The organism is Reyranella sp. (assembly GCF_965227665.1).
GTDB lineage: Bacteria > Pseudomonadota > Alphaproteobacteria > Reyranellales > Reyranellaceae > Reyranella.
The window spans coordinates 315,599-332,291 of sequence record NZ_OZ245767.1; the positions used below are offsets into that span (position 1 = coordinate 315,599).

13 protein-coding genes are annotated in these 16,693 nt (G+C 65.3%); 10 read left to right on the forward strand and 3 right to left on the reverse strand.

The genetic code is table 11. From position 1 onward, the window contains the following. Positions 1–25: 25 nt before the first annotated feature. The 10 genes from ACO07I_RS01605 to pcp all read left to right on the forward strand — a co-directional run bounded on the left by ACO07I_RS01605 (position 26) and on the right by pcp (position 11,044). Positions 26–820 carry a hypothetical protein gene (locus ACO07I_RS01605; RefSeq protein ID WP_422013660.1) on the forward strand — a complete coding sequence of 265 codons (795 nt, stop codon included), beginning with the start codon at positions 26–28 and terminating at the stop codon, positions 818–820. Positions 821–1,015: 195 nt separating this feature from the next. Beyond that, positions 1,016–1,855 (forward strand): hypothetical protein, encoded by an 840-nt coding sequence (locus ACO07I_RS01610; RefSeq protein WP_422013662.1) that lies wholly within the window; start codon positions 1,016–1,018, stop codon positions 1,853–1,855. 3 nt (positions 1,856–1,858) lie between these two features. Then, positions 1,859–2,350, forward strand: coding sequence for a hypothetical protein (locus ACO07I_RS01615; protein ID WP_422013664.1), 492 nt, complete (start codon positions 1,859–1,861; stop codon positions 2,348–2,350). Positions 2,351–2,800: 450 nt separating this feature from the next. Next, the gene (locus ACO07I_RS01620; RefSeq protein ID WP_422013666.1) at positions 2,801–3,898 is read left to right on the forward strand and encodes a DUF2817 domain-containing protein; all 1,098 of its coding nucleotides are present in this window, start codon (positions 2,801–2,803) and stop codon (positions 3,896–3,898) included. A gap of 63 nt (positions 3,899–3,961) precedes the next feature. Next, positions 3,962–5,893, forward strand: a complete 1,932-nt coding sequence (locus tag ACO07I_RS01625) for a hypothetical protein (protein WP_422013668.1) — start codon at positions 3,962–3,964, stop codon at positions 5,891–5,893. 22 nt (positions 5,894–5,915) lie between these two features. After that, on the forward strand, positions 5,916–6,377 hold the full coding sequence (locus ACO07I_RS01630; protein ID WP_298316623.1) for an SRPBCC family protein: 462 nt from the start codon (positions 5,916–5,918) through the stop codon (positions 6,375–6,377). A gap of 266 nt (positions 6,378–6,643) precedes the next feature. Further along, positions 6,644–7,129 carry a (2Fe-2S)-binding protein gene (locus tag ACO07I_RS01635; protein WP_422013670.1) on the forward strand — a complete coding sequence of 162 codons (486 nt, stop codon included), beginning with the start codon at positions 6,644–6,646 and terminating at the stop codon, positions 7,127–7,129. A gap of 3 nt (positions 7,130–7,132) precedes the next feature. Beyond that, positions 7,133–9,517 carry a xanthine dehydrogenase family protein molybdopterin-binding subunit gene (locus ACO07I_RS01640; RefSeq protein WP_422013672.1) on the forward strand — a complete coding sequence of 795 codons (2,385 nt, stop codon included), beginning with the start codon at positions 7,133–7,135 and terminating at the stop codon, positions 9,515–9,517. Between the two features lie 15 nt (positions 9,518–9,532). Beyond that, complete coding sequence (locus ACO07I_RS01645) at positions 9,533–10,330, forward strand: FAD binding domain-containing protein (RefSeq protein WP_422013674.1); 798 nt, start codon at positions 9,533–9,535, stop codon at positions 10,328–10,330. Between the two features lie 72 nt (positions 10,331–10,402). Beyond that, on the forward strand, positions 10,403–11,044 hold the full coding sequence (pcp, locus tag ACO07I_RS01650) for a pyroglutamyl-peptidase I (protein WP_422013676.1): 642 nt from the start codon (positions 10,403–10,405) through the stop codon (positions 11,042–11,044). 82 nt (positions 11,045–11,126) lie between these two features. Here pcp and ACO07I_RS01655 read toward each other — a convergent pair whose 3' ends face one another. The 3 genes from ACO07I_RS01655 to ACO07I_RS01665 form a co-directional block, all read right to left on the reverse strand. Then, positions 11,127–12,077 carry an IS110 family transposase gene (locus tag ACO07I_RS01655; RefSeq protein ID WP_422009370.1) on the reverse strand — a complete coding sequence of 317 codons (951 nt, stop codon included), beginning with the start codon at positions 12,075–12,077 and terminating at the stop codon, positions 11,127–11,129. Positions 12,078–12,376: 299 nt separating this feature from the next. Further along, positions 12,377–15,481, reverse strand: coding sequence for an efflux RND transporter permease subunit (locus ACO07I_RS01660; protein ID WP_422013678.1), 3,105 nt, complete (start codon positions 15,479–15,481; stop codon positions 12,377–12,379). A gap of 27 nt (positions 15,482–15,508) precedes the next feature. Beyond that, entirely contained in the window at positions 15,509–16,663 is a 1,155-nt protein-coding gene (locus ACO07I_RS01665; RefSeq protein WP_422013680.1) for an efflux RND transporter periplasmic adaptor subunit, read from the reverse strand. Positions 16,664–16,693: the final 30 nt, after the last annotated feature.

Consider the following 16,693-nt stretch of genomic DNA (forward strand, 5'->3'; position numbering starts at 1 on the left):
TCGTTTACACGCAGCGGAGGCCGTGATGCCGAGAGTTTTTGAGCCCGAAAGCGATCGTCAGTTCTACTTGGATTTCCTTCTGGCGATTGCGACTAAGTTCGAGCCGGAAAAGACCGGGCCATTTAATCGCTCGCACTACATGGCTACTAAACTGGGAAACCTAGTCCACGCCCATCTACTGGGCTTGCGCGAGCAGGTGTTGCCGCTGGCGCGGGAGCTCGCAGGCTGGATGGAGTCACAACCGGCGTGGCCAGAAGGCAAGGATACCGAGGAGTCCCTTTACGCCTATCAATGGTGGGAGACGCTGGGCTTGTGCAAGTGGCTGATTGATGGCGATTCAGCGGTAGCCGAGTTCGGCCACGCAAGCGAGGCCGACTGGAGACGATGGGACCAGTTCGACCGCTTCGAGCCCAACGGGACTAAGCTGCTGATGCGGGAGGGGCTCGAACTCGCCCTGCCGCTCAACCTCGCGGCGCGACGCCATGAAGTCGGCCTGAAGCTCTGTCAAGAGGCTGGGCTCACCTCTAAGCCCTCGTCGGCGCCGGCCATCGTGCGGGCGGAACTGATGTATGGGCAGTGGGCCTGTCGTCATCTCGCTGACGGAGCCAAGCCCGACGCGGCCTATGTCGCCAAGGGCGAGGAGATGCTGCGCAAGGCGATAACAGAGCGTTTCATCGGAGGTGGCGACTACATTAGGATGGCAATGTGGCTGAAGGCGATCTACCACGACAGCGGCGTCACGCCGACGCCGGAGGAGACGATCCTCAAGGCCTACGACACGATGACCGGCGTCGAGAAGCTGGCTCTCGCCAAGATCTGACGTGAAGAAGAGTTTAGGAATGGCTTCGCCGCCTTCCTCGACACTGCTGACTTGAGCGTGACAACCCACTAGACCTCCAGGCCGACGGCCCCGCCACAAGGCCCTGCTCGAAGAGGCAAGGCCGACCTCACGGAAGCGTACGACGAGCAAGATCGCATCGTCTCGACCGATGCCACCTTCACCGATGGCCATCGTGTGGAAAGCCGGTGGTCCTATCCCGCCGAAGGCCACTGGTCGCAGGTCGATACCATATGCGACCCCTCGGGCAAGACGCTGGGCGCGATCACCACGACTTTCGACGGTGAGCGCGTGACGCGCACCGTCGAGCCGATAGACGGACAGCCACAGACCGACATCTGGGATCGGGAGGGTCCCGTGTCGACGATGCAGAACGTCGTCGCGCCAGCCTTGGCCGTCCCCTTCCTGCTGGACCTCGCGGCGGCGGCGATCGGGGCCGTGATTGTCGGAAAAGCGATAGACGACACGATCGCTCGCCAGAGCACGGCCGGCGTTCTGGGCGGTAGTGAAATGGCCCGTCCGCCCGGCAAGGACCCGGCCCCGGACGACAATGGCCCGCCGGAGCGGGTCGAGCGCGACAAGCCACCGCAGTCCGGACCCCCGATGCCGCCATTCTTGCCAGAGCCGCGTCCTAGTTCGCGGCAGAGCGAGCTCGACTATGGAACAGGACGGCCGGACTATGTTCCGCAAGTCGCTTTCAAGAACGGCAACGAGGTAAGTTCGAGGACGCGTGGCTCGGTTCGTCCCGATGGGGGCTCGGCCGATAGGCGCAGTGCGTCGTTCGAGATAAAAAATTGCAATATCAATACCAACGCGGCTGGATTGGTAAACAAAGTCACTCGACAGGTATTGGAGCGGGCGCAGCACCTGCCGCCGAGCGTGCAGCAGCACATTGCGATCGACGTTCGCGGTCAGCAGGTATCTGCGGAGCAATTGAATGACATAGCCAGGCGAATTGTCCAGCGGTCGAATGGCCTTCTCAGGCACGAACATATCGAATTTATGAGGAAGGATTAGCCGATGAGTGATGTTGGAATCTCCGGTGGCATGATTCGCCAGCATATGGGTACGCCGGCGGAAGTCGCTGCATTCTTTGCTCTAATCGAACGTCACAAATCGGAGTCGATCAGCGGTACACTCGATCTTGTCACTGACCGTCTTTACAGGCGCACTGTGCCCGGCGAGCAGTATGATGCACTTGTCGACCAACTGACGGAATGTCGGCGGCTACTTCAGAAGATTCAAATAACTGAAGGCTTCTGGGACGAGTTTAAGCTGGGTAATCGGACGGAAGCCATCGATCGGTCGGCGAAGACAGCGGCTGATGCGTTTGAGAAGATTTTCAAGTCGCTCGACAAAGCGATCGACTACGCTCGTGATGACAAAGAAAACATTGGCTACTTCCGCCCTTTGCGTCTCATGGCATGGGAAGGACCCAAGTCTCACGAACATAAGTTCATGCCGCTAGAAGACTTCGAAAAGCCTGACATACGACCGATCTGGCTGGAGTGATTTGGTTCTATCCACCTGACTCGAGATCACGCCTTGATGACCGCCGGAGCCTCTGGAAACGGCTCCTATACCCCTCAAGGCCTACGACACCATGATCGGTGCCGAGAAGCCGGCCTTCGTAAAGGCGTGACGTTGGGCGAGTAACTGCAGCCGCGGAGGACAATGCCGGTAAGCAGGCAATGGCCGTCGCCACCGGAAAGCCCGGCCGCGTCGATGTGAGCTACTACAACAGCGCGCTCCAGGCCCGGATGGGCCGCCGATCGGATACGGACATGACAAGTATCTGATCTTCCGCAACGTCGTGCTCGAGCCCACCGATCTCAATCCACAAATCAGACTAATCCAGGCAAATTTGGTATGTGTTCGCCCCGTCTCCGTCCCAAACAACGGGGGAGGAATCCGACTGCGTCTTTTGAAATGTTTGAAGCTTTGGACGAGGTATCGTCGACCATGAACAACATTGCCTCCTTCGCCGCCGACTACAGCGAGGCGCGCGACAAGTTTCTGGCCGCCGCCCGGCTCGCCGACGCGGCGACCTTCCGCTACGACAATCCCACCAAGGGGCCGAAAGGCGAGGCTCTGTCGACGGACGTGGCCTGGGTCGGGCCGACGGACGCCTCGAAGGTGATGGTGACGATCTCGTCGACGCATGGGATCGAGGGCTATTGCGGCTCGGGCTTCCAGGTCGACTGGCTGGCCGGTGTCGGTGCCGCGGGGCTGCCGAAGGGGACGGCGGCGCTGTTCGTGCACGCGATCAACCCCTACGGCTTCGCCTGGACGCGGCGGGTGACGGAGGAGGGCAACGACCTCAACCGCAACTATGTCGACCACTCCAAGCCCTATCCGGTGAACCAGGGCTATCTCGAGATTGCCGACGATCTCGTGCCGGCGGATTTCAGCGAGGCGGGGCGGGCGGCGGCCGATGCCCGGCTGGCGGCCTTTCGCCGGAAGGTCGGCGACGTCGAGTTCTTCCGCGCCGTCTCGGGCGGCCAGTACAGCCATGCCGACGGCATGTTCTTCGGCGGCGGCGGACCGGCCTGGTCGAACCGCACCCTGCACGCCATCGTCGACCGCTATCTGAAGGGCCGCGCGGACGTGGCCGTGGTCGACTTCCATACCGGCCTCGGCCCCTACGGCTACGGCGAGCCCATCACGCACTACGACATCGGCACCGGCGGCTCGCGCCGGGTGCGCAATTTCTGGGGCGAATCGGTCACCGAATCGAAACGAGGGCAGACGGCCTCGCAGGCGCGCGACGGGCTCGGCCATTACGGGCTGAACCGGGTGCTGACGGAGCCGCAGACCCGGCTCACCATGTGCACGCTGGAATACGGCACCTTCGATCGCGAGAGCGGCCAGAAGGCCTTCCGGGCCGATCACTGGCTGCACAAGTACGGCGACCCGCTGGGCAAGGAGGCCGAGGCGGTGCGCAAGGCGATGCGCCGCCAGTTCTATCCGGAGACCGACGACTGGAAGGAGGCCGTGTTGTTCCGCGGCCACCAGGTCGTGCGCCAGGCCATTGCCGGGCTGCAGCGCGGCCCCCTGTAGGTTTTGGGGACAAGCCCTCGAAAAGCCATACGTCCGCTCAGCGATCCTGCTACAAGCCTCTCCATGCGTGCACTCGTGGCGCTGCTGGCTTTCGCGGTCGTGGCGGCTCTCAATTTCCTGTGGTGGTGGGTTCCGAACCGGCCGGTCGATATCGCCGGCTGGAATGCCGCGCCGCTGCAGAGCGTCTCCTTCGCTCCCTACCGGCCGGGCCAGAGCCCGCTCACCCGGACCTTTCCCACACCGGACCAGATCGAGGCCGATCTCAAGCGCCTGCAGGGCAAGGTCGGGGCGGTCCGGACCTATTCCTCGGGCGAGAATCTCGAGACGGTGCCGCAGCGCGCCGGCAAATACGGGCTCAAGGTCTGGCACGGCGCCTGGCTGAACAACAACGAGAAGGAAAATCTCGAGCAGATCAACCTGCTGATCGACCATGCCAACAAGTACAAGGACACGGTCGAGCGGGTGATCGTCGGCAACGAGGTGCTGCTGCGCAAGGACCTGACGGCCAACGAGCTGCGCCGCTACATCCGGCAGGTGAAGCAGCGCGTCACCCAGCCCGTGACCTACGCCGACGTCTGGGAATTCTGGCTGCGCAACCCGTCGCTGGCCGACGAGGTCGACTTCATCACGATCCACATCCTGCCTTACTGGGAAGACGAGCCGATCGGGCTGGATCGCACCGAAGCCGACGGCAAGCTCGCCATCGAGAAGCACCTGGTCGACATCTACAAGAAGGTCCAGGCCCGCTTCCCGGGCAAGAAGATCGTGATCGGCGAGACCGGCTGGCCGAGCGACGGCCGCATGCGTTCCGACGCCCGGCCGGGCCGGGTCGAGCAGGTGAAATACTTCTCGATCTTCCGAGGCGCCGCCGAGCGGGAGGGCTTCGACTACAACGTCATCGAGGCCTTCGACCAGTACTGGAAGGCGCGCCAGGAGGGCACCGTCGGCGCCGCCTGGGGCCTGCTGGACGCCCAGCGGCACGACAAGTTCGAACTGGGCAAGCCGGTGAGGGCCGAACCGCACTGGCAGATCCTGTTCACCATCTCGACGATCGGCGGCGCGCTGCTGCTGCTCGCCTATGCCAGCCGCCGCAAGGCCGGCAACTGGAAGGGCATCTGCCTCTTCGCCTTCTTCGCGCAGCTGGTGGCGACCTGCTACGTGCAGGCGACGTGGATCGACCTGACCCGCGATTTCTACTTCGAGAAGACCCTGGGCATCGCCTTCTGGGCGATTCTGCTGGCGCTGTTCAGCTACGCGCTGCTGCGCGGCATCGCCGACAGTCTGACCGGGCAGATGGCCGATCCGTCGCTCTACGGCGCGCGCGTCCGTGACTCGTGGCGGGCGTGGCGCCAGCTGCCGCGTTACCGGATCGCACAGCGCGCCGACCTGCTGGCGCAGATGCTCTATCTCGTGCTCACGATCCTCTGCATCTTCTACCTGATCGTGATCAGCATCGACTGGTACGATGGCGTGATCCGGATCGGCGACTGGTTCCGCCAGATCGCGATCGACGGCCGCTACCGCGATTTCCCGATGTGGAGCTTCGTCATCCCGAGCATCGTGCTGATGCTGTGGAAGACGACCACCATCCTGCGCGCCGACCCGGTCGTGCGCGACCACCGCATTGCCAAGGCGCTCTCGTTCGGCCGCCTGCTGGGCTATGACGGCAGCCGCGGCGTCGTGCGGATGGACCGGCGGATGAGCCGCTTCGGCCCGGTCATGCCCGAAATCGTGCTGGCCTCGATGCTGGTCTTCTGGGCCGTCGTCCTGGTCATCACCGAAGGGGCGATCAAGCTGCATGACGGCGGCGCCGGCGGTTTCGTGTCGGCCGATGGCGGCCGATGGGTGATCCGCACATTGCTCTGGAACACCCAGGCCAACTGGTTCGCGTTCATGGCGCTGCTGATGGCCGTTCCCTATATCGCCACCATCTATGTCTCCGTACGCGAGCCTCTGGCAGAATTGCCGCCGGACTCCTATACGAACAAATGGTAGGCGCTGAGCCGGGAGTTACGAGATGGAAATCAAGGGCGAGTACAGGATTGCGGCGTCGCGGGAGAAGGTCTTCGCGGCGCTGAACGACCAGGCCATTCTGCAGGCCTGCATTCCGGGCTGCGAGTCGCTGGAGATGCTTTCCCCCACCGAGATGACGGCCAAGGTGCGCCTGCGCATCGGGCCGGTGAGCGCGGCTTTCTCCGGCAAGGTCACGCTGTCGGATATCGATCCGCCGAACGGCTACCGGATCTCGGGCGAAGGGCAGGGCGGCGTCGCGGGCTTCGCCAAGGGCGGGGCGGTGGTGGCCCTCACGGAAGACGGCAGCGACACGATCCTGAAATATGAGGTCGACGCCCAGGTTGGCGGCAAGATCGCCCAGGTCGGCGCACGCCTGATCACCGGCACGGCCAAGAAGCTGGCCGATCAGTTCTTCGGCAAGTTCGCGGAGAGCGTCGGCGCGCCGCCGCCCGTCGCCGCCGCGTGATGACGATGCCTCCGTCGGGCCCGTCGGGAGACCCGCCGCCGCCCGTGCCGTCTGCTGCAGCGCAGCGCGGATTTCGTCACTGGACCGTCATCGGCGTCGGCGCTGCCGTGCTGATCCTTGTCTTTCTTGCGAATCGTTAGCAGTTAGCGACCGAAACTTGCAATTCCCTTGACCGCCACGTGAAGGGCTTGCGAGAGTCTTGGGCAATGCCCGGCGGCCGCGCATAGCCGCAGCCGCGCGAACCAATACGTGAGGGGAGATCGAGTATGACCATTTCCGTCGCCATGACCGTCAACGGCAAGTCCGTCTCGGGCAAGGTCGAGGCGCGCACGCTGCTGGTTCAGTTCCTGCGTGAACATCTCGGCATGACCGGCACCCATGTCGGCTGCGACACCAGCCAGTGCGGCGCCTGCGTCGTTCACGTCGACGGCCAGTCGGTGAAGTCGTGCACCATGCTCGCCGTCCAGGCCGAGGGCGCGCAGGTCACGACCATCGAAGGTCTGGCCCCCAGCGCCGACAAGCTGCACCCGATGCAGGAGGCTTTCCGGGACAACCATGCGCTGCAGTGCGGCTTCTGCACGCCGGGCATGGTGATGAGCGCCATCGACATGGTGAAGCGCCACAACTACGAGCTCGACGAGGCCACGGTGCGGCGCGAGCTCGAAGGCAATCTCTGCCGCTGCACCGGCTACCACAACATCGTGAAGGCAATCCTGGCCGCTGCGCCGGCTATGAAAACCGCAGGGGTGTAAACCATGACCTCCGCCACCGGAATCGGTGCCCGCGTTCTGCGTACGGAAGACAAGCGCTTCCTGACCGGGACCGGACGCTATGTCGACGATCTGCCCCTCGCCCGGGCGACCTACGCGTATTTCCTGCGTTCGCCGCATGCCCATGCGAAGATCAAGAGCATCGACATTTCGGCAGCGGAGAAGAGCCCAGGCGTCGTCAACATCTTCACCGGCAAGGATCTTGTCGACGCCAAGGTGGGCGGCCTGATCTGCGGCTGGGTGGTGAAGGACAAGCACGGCGAGCCGCACAAGGCGCCGCCGCACCCCGTGATGGCGGTCGATACCGTCCGCTATGTCGGCGACACGGTCGCCATGGTCGTCGCCAACAGCCATGACGAGGCCAAGGATGCGGCCGAGGCGATCAAGGTCGACTACGAGGTGCTGCCCGCCAACATCGATCTGGCGAAGGCTTTCGACAAGGATTCGCCGCAGGTCCATCCCGAGGCGCCGGGCAACCTGATCTACGACTGGGAGATCGGCGTGAAGGCCGATGTCGAGGCGGCGTTCGCCAAGGCGGCGCACGTCACCAAAATGGACATCGTCAACAATCGCCTGATCCCGAACGCCATGGAGCCGCGCGCTGCGGCGGCCGAGTACGACAAGGGGACGGGCAACTACACACTCTGGTCGACCTCGCAGAACCCGCACGTGCTGCGGCTGATCCTGTCGGCCTTCGTGCTGGGCATCCCGGAGCACAAGCTGCGGGTCATCGCTCCGGATGTGGGTGGCGGTTTCGGCAGCAAGATCTTCTGCTACGCCGATGAGACCATGGTCTGCTGGGCGGCCTCGCGGGTCGGCCGGCCGATCAAGTGGACGGCGGAGCGGAGCGAGTCGTTCCAGACCGACTGCCACGGCCGCGATCACGTCACCCACGCCGAACTCGCTCTCGACAAGGAAGGCAAGTTCCTGGCGCTGAAGGTCGAGACGATCGCCAACATGGGCGCCTATCTCTCGACCTTCTCGACGGCGGTCCCGACCTATCTCTACGCGACCCTGCTGGCCGGCCAGTACACGACACCGCTCATCTACGCGAACGTGAAGGCGGCGGTGACGCACACGGCGCCGGTCGATGCCTATCGCGGCGCGGGACGCCCCGAGGCGACGTTCGTCATCGAGACGATCGTCAGCAAGGCGGCGGCCGAGTTGAAGATGGATCCGGCCGAGCTGCGCCGGAAGAACTTCATCCCGTCGACGGCCTTCCCGTACCAGACGCCGGTGGCGCTGCAGTACGATTCGGGCAACTACCCGCCGATCATCGACGAGGCGATGAAGATCGCCGACTATCCGGGCTTCGAGGCCCGCCGGGCCGAGGCGAAGTCGCGCGGCAAGCTGCGCGGCATTGGCTTCTCCTCCTATATCGAGGCCTGCGGCCTCGCGCCCTCGCAGGTGATCGGCCAGCTGGGCGGCGGCGTCGGCCAGTGGGAATCGGCGCAGATCAAGTTCAACCCCACTGGCAACGTGCAAGTCATCACCGGCTCGCACAGCCACGGCCAGGGGCATGAGACCACCTTCGCGCAGCTTGTCCACGACCGGCTGGGCGTGCCGATGGACCAGATCGAAGTGGTCCATGGCGATACTGCGACGACCACCTTCGGCATGGGCACCTACGGCAGCCGCTCGCTGGCCGTCGGCGGCTCGGCCATCATGAAGGCGACCGACAAGATCATTGCCAAGGGCAAGAAGATCGCGGCCCATCTGATGGAAGCTGACGTGGCCGACGTCGTGTTCGAGAACGGCACCTTCAAGGTGGCGGGCACGGACAAGGCAGTGCCGCTGGCGCAGGCGGTGTTCGCCGCCTACGTGCCGCACAACTATCCGCTCGCCGAGATCGAGCCGGGCATGGACGAGAACGCCTTCTACGATCCGGCGAACTTCGTCTACCCGTCCGGCACGCAGATCTGCGAGGTCGAGATCGATCCGGAGACCGGCATCGTCGAGGTCATCGCCCACACCGCGGTCGACGATTTCGGCAACATCATCAATCCGATGATCGTCGAGGGGCAGGTCCATGGCGGCATCGTCCAGGGTGTCGGCCAGGCGCTGTTCGAGGGTGCGGTCTACGACAAGGCGACGGGCCAGCTGCTGAGCGGCTCGTTCATGGACTACACGATGCCGCGCGCCGACAACTTCCCGTCGTTCAAGCTCGGCTACAAGGTCACCCCGTGCCCGCACAATCCGCTGGGCGTGAAGGGATGCGGCGAGGCGGGGGCCATCGCGGCGCCCGCGGCCGTGATGAATGCGGTTCACAACGCGCTGGCGCCGATCGGCGTCAAGCACGTGGAAATGCCGGCCACGCCGCTCAACGTGTGGCAGTCGATCCAGGGCGCCCAGCACGCGGCGGCCGAGTAAACGGAGGAAATCCAGATGTACGATTTTGCCTATCATCGTCCGAAGTCGGTTGCCGACGCGATCGCCCTGCTCAAGGGCAATGAAGAAGCCCGCCCGATGTCGGGCGGCATGACCCTGATCCCGACGCTGAAGCAGCGCCTGGCGCGCCCGAGCGACGTCGTCGATCTCGGCGGCCTCAAGGAACTCGCCGGCATCAAGATCGAGGGTGACAACGTCGTCATCGGCGGCATGACCAAGCATGGCGACGTCGCGACCTCGGCCGACGTGAAGAAGGTCATTCCGGCACTGGCCGACCTGGCCGGCCATATCGGCGATCCGCAGGTCCGCAACCGCGGCACGATGGGCGGTTCGGTCGCCAACAACGATCCGGCGGCCGACTATCCGGCGGCCGTCGTGGCCCTGAACGCCACCGTGATCACCAACACCGGAAAGCACGCGGCCGACGCCTTCTTCAAGGGCCTGTTCGAGACGGCGCTGGCCGAGGGCGAGATCATCACCGCCATCAGCTTCCCCAAGGCCGACAAGGCCGCCTACATGAAGTTCCCGAACCCGGCCTCGCGCTACGCGATGGTCGGCGTGTTCGTCGCCAAGACGGCGGCGGGCGTGAGGGTCGCGGTGACCGGCGCCGGCCCCAGCGTCTTCCGCGTGAAGGCGATGGAAGAGGCGCTGTCGAAGAACTTCTCGTCGGACGCCATCAAGGACATCAAGGTGCCGGCCGATGGGCTGAACAGCGACATCCACGGCAGCGCCGAATATCGCGCCCACCTGGTCGGTGTCATGGCCCGCCGCGCGGTCGACAAGGCCAACAAGTAGCCGTCCCCCGTTTCAGGGACTAACGTCGGGGCGCCCCTTACAGGGCGCCCTTTCGTTTGAGGTGAGTACAGAATGATAGCTCTGGTCACGGGCTTCGATCCGTTCGGCGGCGACGCGGTCAATCCGTCGTCATTGGCGGTGAGCCGGCTCAGGAAGAAGATCGGAACGGTGACCGTGGTGACCGCGGTCCTTCCGACGTCCTACGCAAGGTCCGCGAGCGTGTTGCGCGAGGCGATCGACGAAGCGAATCCCGACATCGTGCTGTGCGTCGGACAGGCCGGCGGGCGCACCGAACTGAGCCTCGAGCGGATCGGCATCAACGTCCAGGACGCGCGTATCCCGGACAACGACCGCCATCAGCCGATCGACGTGCCGGTGCGCGCCGACGGTCCCGCCGCCTACTTCGCGACCCTGCCGGTCAAGGCCTGCGTCGCGGAGATGCGCAAGGCCGGCCTGCCGGCCGCCGTGTCCAACACGGCCGGCACCTTCGTCTGCAACCACATCCTTTATTCGCTGATGGATATCATCGCGAGCCATCCGGCGAAGATGCGCGGCGGCTTCCTGCACATTCCCTACGTGCCGGAGCAGGCGGCGCGACTGGGTGGGGCGCCGTCCATGGCGGTCGACGACATCGTGCGCGGCATCGAGATCATCGTCGCGACCAGCGCCGCCCGGACGACGGACATCCACACCGCCGAGGGCCGGATTTCCTAAAACTCCCGTCGTCTCGACCGGAGCACCGAAGATGCGGAGCGGAGCAACTGTATTGTTGAGAGGCGAGTGGATCGGCGAGAGCTTAAGCGAGAGCGTGCCTTGCGGGATCCCATTTCTCACGGCGCTGTAGCATCGTGTTGAGGATGCAGATGAGCTTGCGCATGCAGGCGACCAAGGCAACCTTGTGCTCCTTGCCCTTGGCGATGAGACGCCGGTAGTAGTCCTTGAGGACCGGGTTGTGCTGTGTCGCGGCCCCGAGGATGGGGGTGAACAGCAGGCATCGCAGCTTGCGCCGCCCGCCCTGGATATGACGATGACCGTGGCGTTTGCCGCTGTCGTCGTCGAAGGGAGCGACGCCCAGCAGGGCCGACGCAGCTTGGCGGTCGACCTGGCCGAGCTCGGGCAGGAGGGCGAGGAGAGCCGCTGCGCTGTTACCGGCGAGGCCCGGTACGCTCTGGATGATCTCGGCGCGCTCGGCGAAGTGCTCGCTCTGCTCGATCCTGTCGACAATGAAGGCTTCCAGCCGGGCCTGCTGGCGGGTGATCTCCTTGAGCAGTGCCTGATAGGCCCTCTGCACGGCCTTGGGCTGCTCGTGTTCGCCCCAGTTGTCGATCTTCTCCTTGAGGCGAGAGAGGCCGCGGCGGGCAGTGACCAGCTGGTCAAGCTCCTCGCGGGCGGCATCCTCGGGCTTGCCTCGATGCTCGAAGGCCTCGCCGAACCAGGCGATCATGCGGGCGTCGATCGGGTCGTTCTTGGCCAGCTGTCCGGCCGACTTGGCGAAGTGGCGGACCCGCTTGGGGTCGACGATCACCACCTCGAGGCCCGCGGCACGCAACAGGCGGGCCCAGCTCCGCTCGTAGCCGCCGCTGGCCTCCATCACCGCCTGACCGACGGCATGCTCTTTCAGCCAGGCCCGCAGCTGGCGATGGCCCTGCGGATCGTTGGCAAAGCAGCATTCGGCGCCCCGCCGGATCGCCACGTCGACCTTCTCCTTGGCAACATCGATGCCGACAACGACTTGTTCCTGTGCCATCCTCGTGTCCCTTCCTTGCTCGTACGGGCTCAACGGCCCTTGCAACTGTTCGGGTTCAGGAAGACACCGGACCTGTCCCTCGCTCCGCTACAGGCTTGTGCCTTGGAGACCTTCGGGCTCAGATCTGGCGACGGGCGGTTGTTGGAGCAGCCGCCCGTTCGCGCATCTTGGCACCAGCGCCGTACACAAGAGACCTTCCCTCAACTAAAAGCCGGTAAATCGTCGAGAGAAGGTCTCTCCGCTACGCGCCTTCGGCGCTTCGGTCGAGATGACGGAGTAATTATTAGGCCAGCGTGCGGCTACTCTGCCGCGATCGCGAGCGGGGGCGGAGTGTGGTGGACCGGCTTCGTCTCGGCGGCGGCCTCCGGTTTCTTCACCCTGAACCAGGCGGCATAGAGCGCCGGCAGGAAGAGCAGGGTGAGGGCGGTGGCGACCAGCAGGCCGCCCATCAGCGCGACGGCCATGGGACCCCAGAAGACGCTGCGCGACAGCGGGATCATGGCGAAGATGGCCGTGCCGGCGGTCAGCAGGATCGGACGGGCTCGCCGCACCGTGGCATCGATCACCGCGTCCCACTTGGTATGGCCCGCCTCGATGTCCTGGTCGATCTGGTCCACCAGGATCACCGAGTTGCGCATGATCATGCCCGCGAGCGCGATCACGCCCAGCAGCGAGACGAAGCCGAACGGCTGGTTGAACAGCAGCAGGAACAGCGACACGCCGATCAGGCCGAGCGGGGCGGTGAGAAGCACCAGCGCCAGCTTGGAGAAGCTCTGCAGCTGCAGCATCAGGAACAGGATCATCAGGAAGGCCATCAGCGGCATCATCTTGAAGATCGAGGCCTGGCTCTTGGCCGACTCTTCCTGGTCGCCGCCGACCTCGATGCGGTAGCCGGGCGGCAGGCTGGCGCGGACCGGCGCCAGCGCCTTGTCGATGCGGGCGGCCACGTCGGGGCCCTGCACGCCGTCGGCGACGCCGGCGCGGACCGTCATCAGCAGGTCCTTGTTGCGCCGCCACAGGATCGGCTCTTCGAGCTCGAACTTGAGCGTCGCCAACTGGGCGAGCGAGACCACGCCGCCCGTCGAGGTGCGGATGTTGATCGCCTCCAGCCCCTCGACGCTCAGCCGCTCCGGCGCGACGGCGCGGGCGACCACGTCGATCGACTCGGTGCGCTCGCGATACTGGGTGACGGTGATGCCCGTCAGCAGGGTCTGCAGCGTGTTGCCCAGCGCCTGCGAATCGACGCCAAGTGCGCGCGCCTTCGCCTGGTCGACCTCGAGGCGCACGGTCTTGGCCAGTTCGTTCCAGTCGAAGTTGATGTCGCGCGTCGCGGGATCGGCCTTGAACACCTGCCGGACCTGTTCGGCCACCTGACGCACTTTCTGCGGATCGTCGCCCAGCACGCGGAACATGACCGGGTAGCTGACCGGCGGGCCGTTCTGAAGCCGCTGCACGCGTGCACGGACGGCCTCGAAGTCCTTCTTGAAGAGGTCGTCGAGGGCGGCGACCACCCGCTCGCGCGCCACCAGGTCCTTGGTCATGACGATGACCTGGCCGAAATTGGCGTTTGCCAGCTCCGGCACCGTCGGCAGGTAGAAGCGCGGGCTGCCGGCGCCGACATAGGCGGTGTAGGAGGCGACGTCGGGGCTGTTGCCCAGCCAGGTCTCGAGCTTGCGCACCTCGGTGTCGGTCGCGGCCCACGAGGCGCCCTGCGCCAGCTTGAGGTCGACGATCAGCTCCGGCCGGTTGGCGGTGGGGAAGAACTGCTTGGACACGAGGCCGAACGCCGCGATCGAGCCGACGAAGGCCAACGCCGTGATGGCGATGGTCGTCTTGCGCCAGGTGACGCACCACGTGACGATCGTGCGGAAGAGCGTGTAGAGCCGGCCGTTGTACGGATCGTGGTGCTGGACCTTGGGCGTCGGCAGCAGGTGGTAGCCCATCCACGGCGTGAACAGCACGGCCACGAACCACGAGATGATCAGCGACAGGCCGACGACCCAGAAGATCGAGTTGGTGTATTCGCCGGCGCCGGAGCGTGCGAAGCCGACCGGCACGAAGCCCACGGCGGTGACGAGCGTGCCCGTCAGCATGGGGAAGGCGGTGGAGGTATAGGCGTAGGTCGCGGCCTCCATTCGGCTGGCGCCCTGTTCGAGTTTCACCATCATCATCTCGACGGCGATGATGGCGTCGTCGACCAGCAGGCCGAGCGCGATGATCAGCGCGCCGAGCGAGATGCGCTGGAAGTCGATGCCCAGCAGAAGCATGCCGACGAAGGTGATGGCCAGCACCAGCGGAACCGACAGCGCCACGATCACGCCGGTGCGGACGCCGAGGCTGACGAAGGAGACCACCAGCACGATCGCCAGCGCCTCGAGCAGCGCGGAGCTGAACTCTTCGAAGGACTTGGTGACGACCTCGGGCTGGTTGGCGATACGATGGACCGTGATGCCGACCGGAAGCCCGGCCTCGACCTCTTCCATGGTCTTGTCGAGGGCGGCGCCCAGCTTCTGGACGTTGCCTCCCGGGGCCATGACGACGCCCAGGCCGATCACCGCCTTGCCGTTGTAGCGCATGGCCAGCTGTCGCGGGTCCTGGTAGCCGCGGCTGATCTCGGCCACATCGCCCAGGGTCAGCGTCTGGCCGTTGGCGGTGAAGGGCAGGGCCATCAGCTGCTCGGCCGAGGTCGGCGCGCCGTCGACGCGCACGGCCACGCGCTCGCCCTTGGTCTCGACCGTGCCGGTGGCCACGATCGCATTCTGGCGGCGCACCACGTCCAGGATCTGCTCGACCGGGACGCCCAGCAGCGCCAGCCGCGTGTGGCTGAACTCGATGTAGATCTTCTCGTCCTGCAGGCCGAACAGGTCGGCCTTGGTGACGTCGGGCACGCGCAGCAGCCGCTGGCGGACCGCCTTGGCGATCTCCTTGACCTCAGCCGGCGAGAAGCCGTCGGACTCGAAGGCCCAGATCATGCTGTAGGTATCGCCGTACTCGTCGTTGAAGAACGGGCCGACCACGCCCTGCGGCAACGAGCTCCGGATATCGCCGACCTTCTTGCGCACCTGGTACCAGAGGTCCGCGACCCTGCCGGGCGGCGTGTCGTCCCGCAGCGAGACGTAGATCACCGTCTCGCCGGGCTTGGTGTAGCTCTGGACGTTGTAGAAGAAGGGCAGTTCCTGAAGCTTCGTCTCGATCTTCTCGGTGACCTGCTGCTCGACCTCGCGCGCGGTGGCGCCGGGCCAGGCGGCCGACACGACCATCTGCTTGATGGTGAAGGGAGGATCCTCGGCGCGGCCCAGATTGAAGAAGGCGTAGAAGCCCGCCAGGGTCAGCGCGATCATGAAGAACACGGTGAGCGTGCTGTACTTCAGCGCCAGGGCCGAGAGGTTGGTGCGCGTGTTCATGGGTCGTCTCCCCGCCGATCGAGGCCGTTAGCGGGCCGCCTGCTGCTGAGGCAGAAGCGGCTTCACCTTCTGACCGGTCTCGAGCTTGTGCACGCCCGCGGTGGCGATCAGCTCGCCCTCCTTCACGCCCGAAAGGATCGCGGCCGTGTCGTCGCGCCAGCGCGCGATGGTGACGGGGCGCAGTTCGACCGTGCCGGTGTTGCGGTCGACCACCCAGACGGCGGGCTGCGTGCCGCGCTGGAAGATCGCGGAGAGCGGCACTTCGGCGACGGGTGTGCGATCGGGCCGCTCGAAGCCCAGGGTCGCGGTCATGCCCAGTCCGATGAACTCCGGCGGCTCGAGGACGCTGAAGCGCGCGGCATAGGTGCGGGTTACCGGATCGGCGCTGGGCGAGAGCTCACGCAGCTTCGCGGCATGATGCCGGCCGGGATCGGACCACAGTTCGAAAGTGGCGGTCGGGTTTTCGCGCACGACCTTGAGGCGATGCTCGGGGACACCGACCACGATCTCCAACTCGTCCAGTCGAGCGAGCCGGACGACGCCCTGGCCCTGCGCCATGACCTGGCCCACCTCGGCCTGGACGGCCGTGACGACGCCGGCGGCATCGGCGCGCAGCACCGTGTAGGCGAGGTTGTTTTCCGCCGAGGAGAGCTGGCTCCTGGCCTGGTCGACGCGGGCGAGGGCGGTTGAGGCCAGCGACTGCCGCTGGTCGAGTGTCTGGGGCACGAACGCCATGCTGCCGCGCAGATTGAGATAACGTTCGTGGTCCGCCTTGGCGCGCACATAGTCGGCTTCGGCCGATGCGAGCGCCGCGCGCGCATTGTCTACGGCAAGCTGATAGTCGGCCGGATCGAGGCTGGCGATGATGTCGCCCGGCTTTACGACCGCGCCGAGATCGACCGAACGCTGGATGATCTTGCCTGCGACCCGGAAACCCAGCGTACTCTCGATGCGCGGGACCACCGTACCGGCCAGGAGCAACGTCTGGCCCTGCGTCCTGTAGGAGATTTCCGCAACCCGTGCCGGCCGGATGACCGGCTCGGCGCTGGCCACGGAGGCGCCGTGAGTCTTGGTGAACGAGTAGGCTGCGAAGGCGCCGCCTGCCAGCGCCACACCGGCCGCACCGATGACAACGAGCTTCACGGGAAACTTGCGGAGAAGCTGAACGTTGGGGAGACGCATGGCGGGGCTTCCTTCGGACGTTTACAATGC

What these genes read in the sequence shown, in the direction of transcription:
- ACO07I_RS01605 (WP_422013660.1), top strand. Translation starts at nt 26, where the DNA reads ATGCCGAGAGTTTTTGAGCCCGAAAGCGATCGTCAGTTCTACTTGGAT.
- ACO07I_RS01615 (WP_422013664.1), top strand. Translation starts at nt 1,859, where the DNA reads ATGAGTGATGTTGGAATCTCCGGTGGCATGATTCGCCAGCATATGGGT.
- ACO07I_RS01620 (WP_422013666.1), top strand. Translation starts at nt 2,801, where the DNA reads ATGAACAACATTGCCTCCTTCGCCGCCGACTACAGCGAGGCGCGCGAC.
- ACO07I_RS01625 (WP_422013668.1), top strand. Translation starts at nt 3,962, where the DNA reads ATGCGTGCACTCGTGGCGCTGCTGGCTTTCGCGGTCGTGGCGGCTCTC.
- ACO07I_RS01630 (WP_298316623.1), top strand. Translation starts at nt 5,916, where the DNA reads ATGGAAATCAAGGGCGAGTACAGGATTGCGGCGTCGCGGGAGAAGGTC.
- ACO07I_RS01635 (WP_422013670.1), top strand. Translation starts at nt 6,644, where the DNA reads ATGACCATTTCCGTCGCCATGACCGTCAACGGCAAGTCCGTCTCGGGC.
- ACO07I_RS01640 (WP_422013672.1), top strand. Translation starts at nt 7,133, where the DNA reads ATGACCTCCGCCACCGGAATCGGTGCCCGCGTTCTGCGTACGGAAGAC.
- ACO07I_RS01645 (WP_422013674.1), top strand. Translation starts at nt 9,533, where the DNA reads ATGTACGATTTTGCCTATCATCGTCCGAAGTCGGTTGCCGACGCGATC.
- pcp (WP_422013676.1), top strand. Translation starts at nt 10,403, where the DNA reads ATGATAGCTCTGGTCACGGGCTTCGATCCGTTCGGCGGCGACGCGGTC.
- ACO07I_RS01655 (WP_422009370.1), bottom strand. Translation starts at nt 12,077, where the DNA reads ATGGCACAGGAACAAGTCGTTGTCGGCATCGATGTTGCCAAGGAGAAG.
- ACO07I_RS01660 (WP_422013678.1), bottom strand. Translation starts at nt 15,481, where the DNA reads ATGAACACGCGCACCAACCTCTCGGCCCTGGCGCTGAAGTACAGCACG.
- ACO07I_RS01665 (WP_422013680.1), bottom strand. Translation starts at nt 16,663, where the DNA reads ATGCGTCTCCCCAACGTTCAGCTTCTCCGCAAGTTTCCCGTGAAGCTC.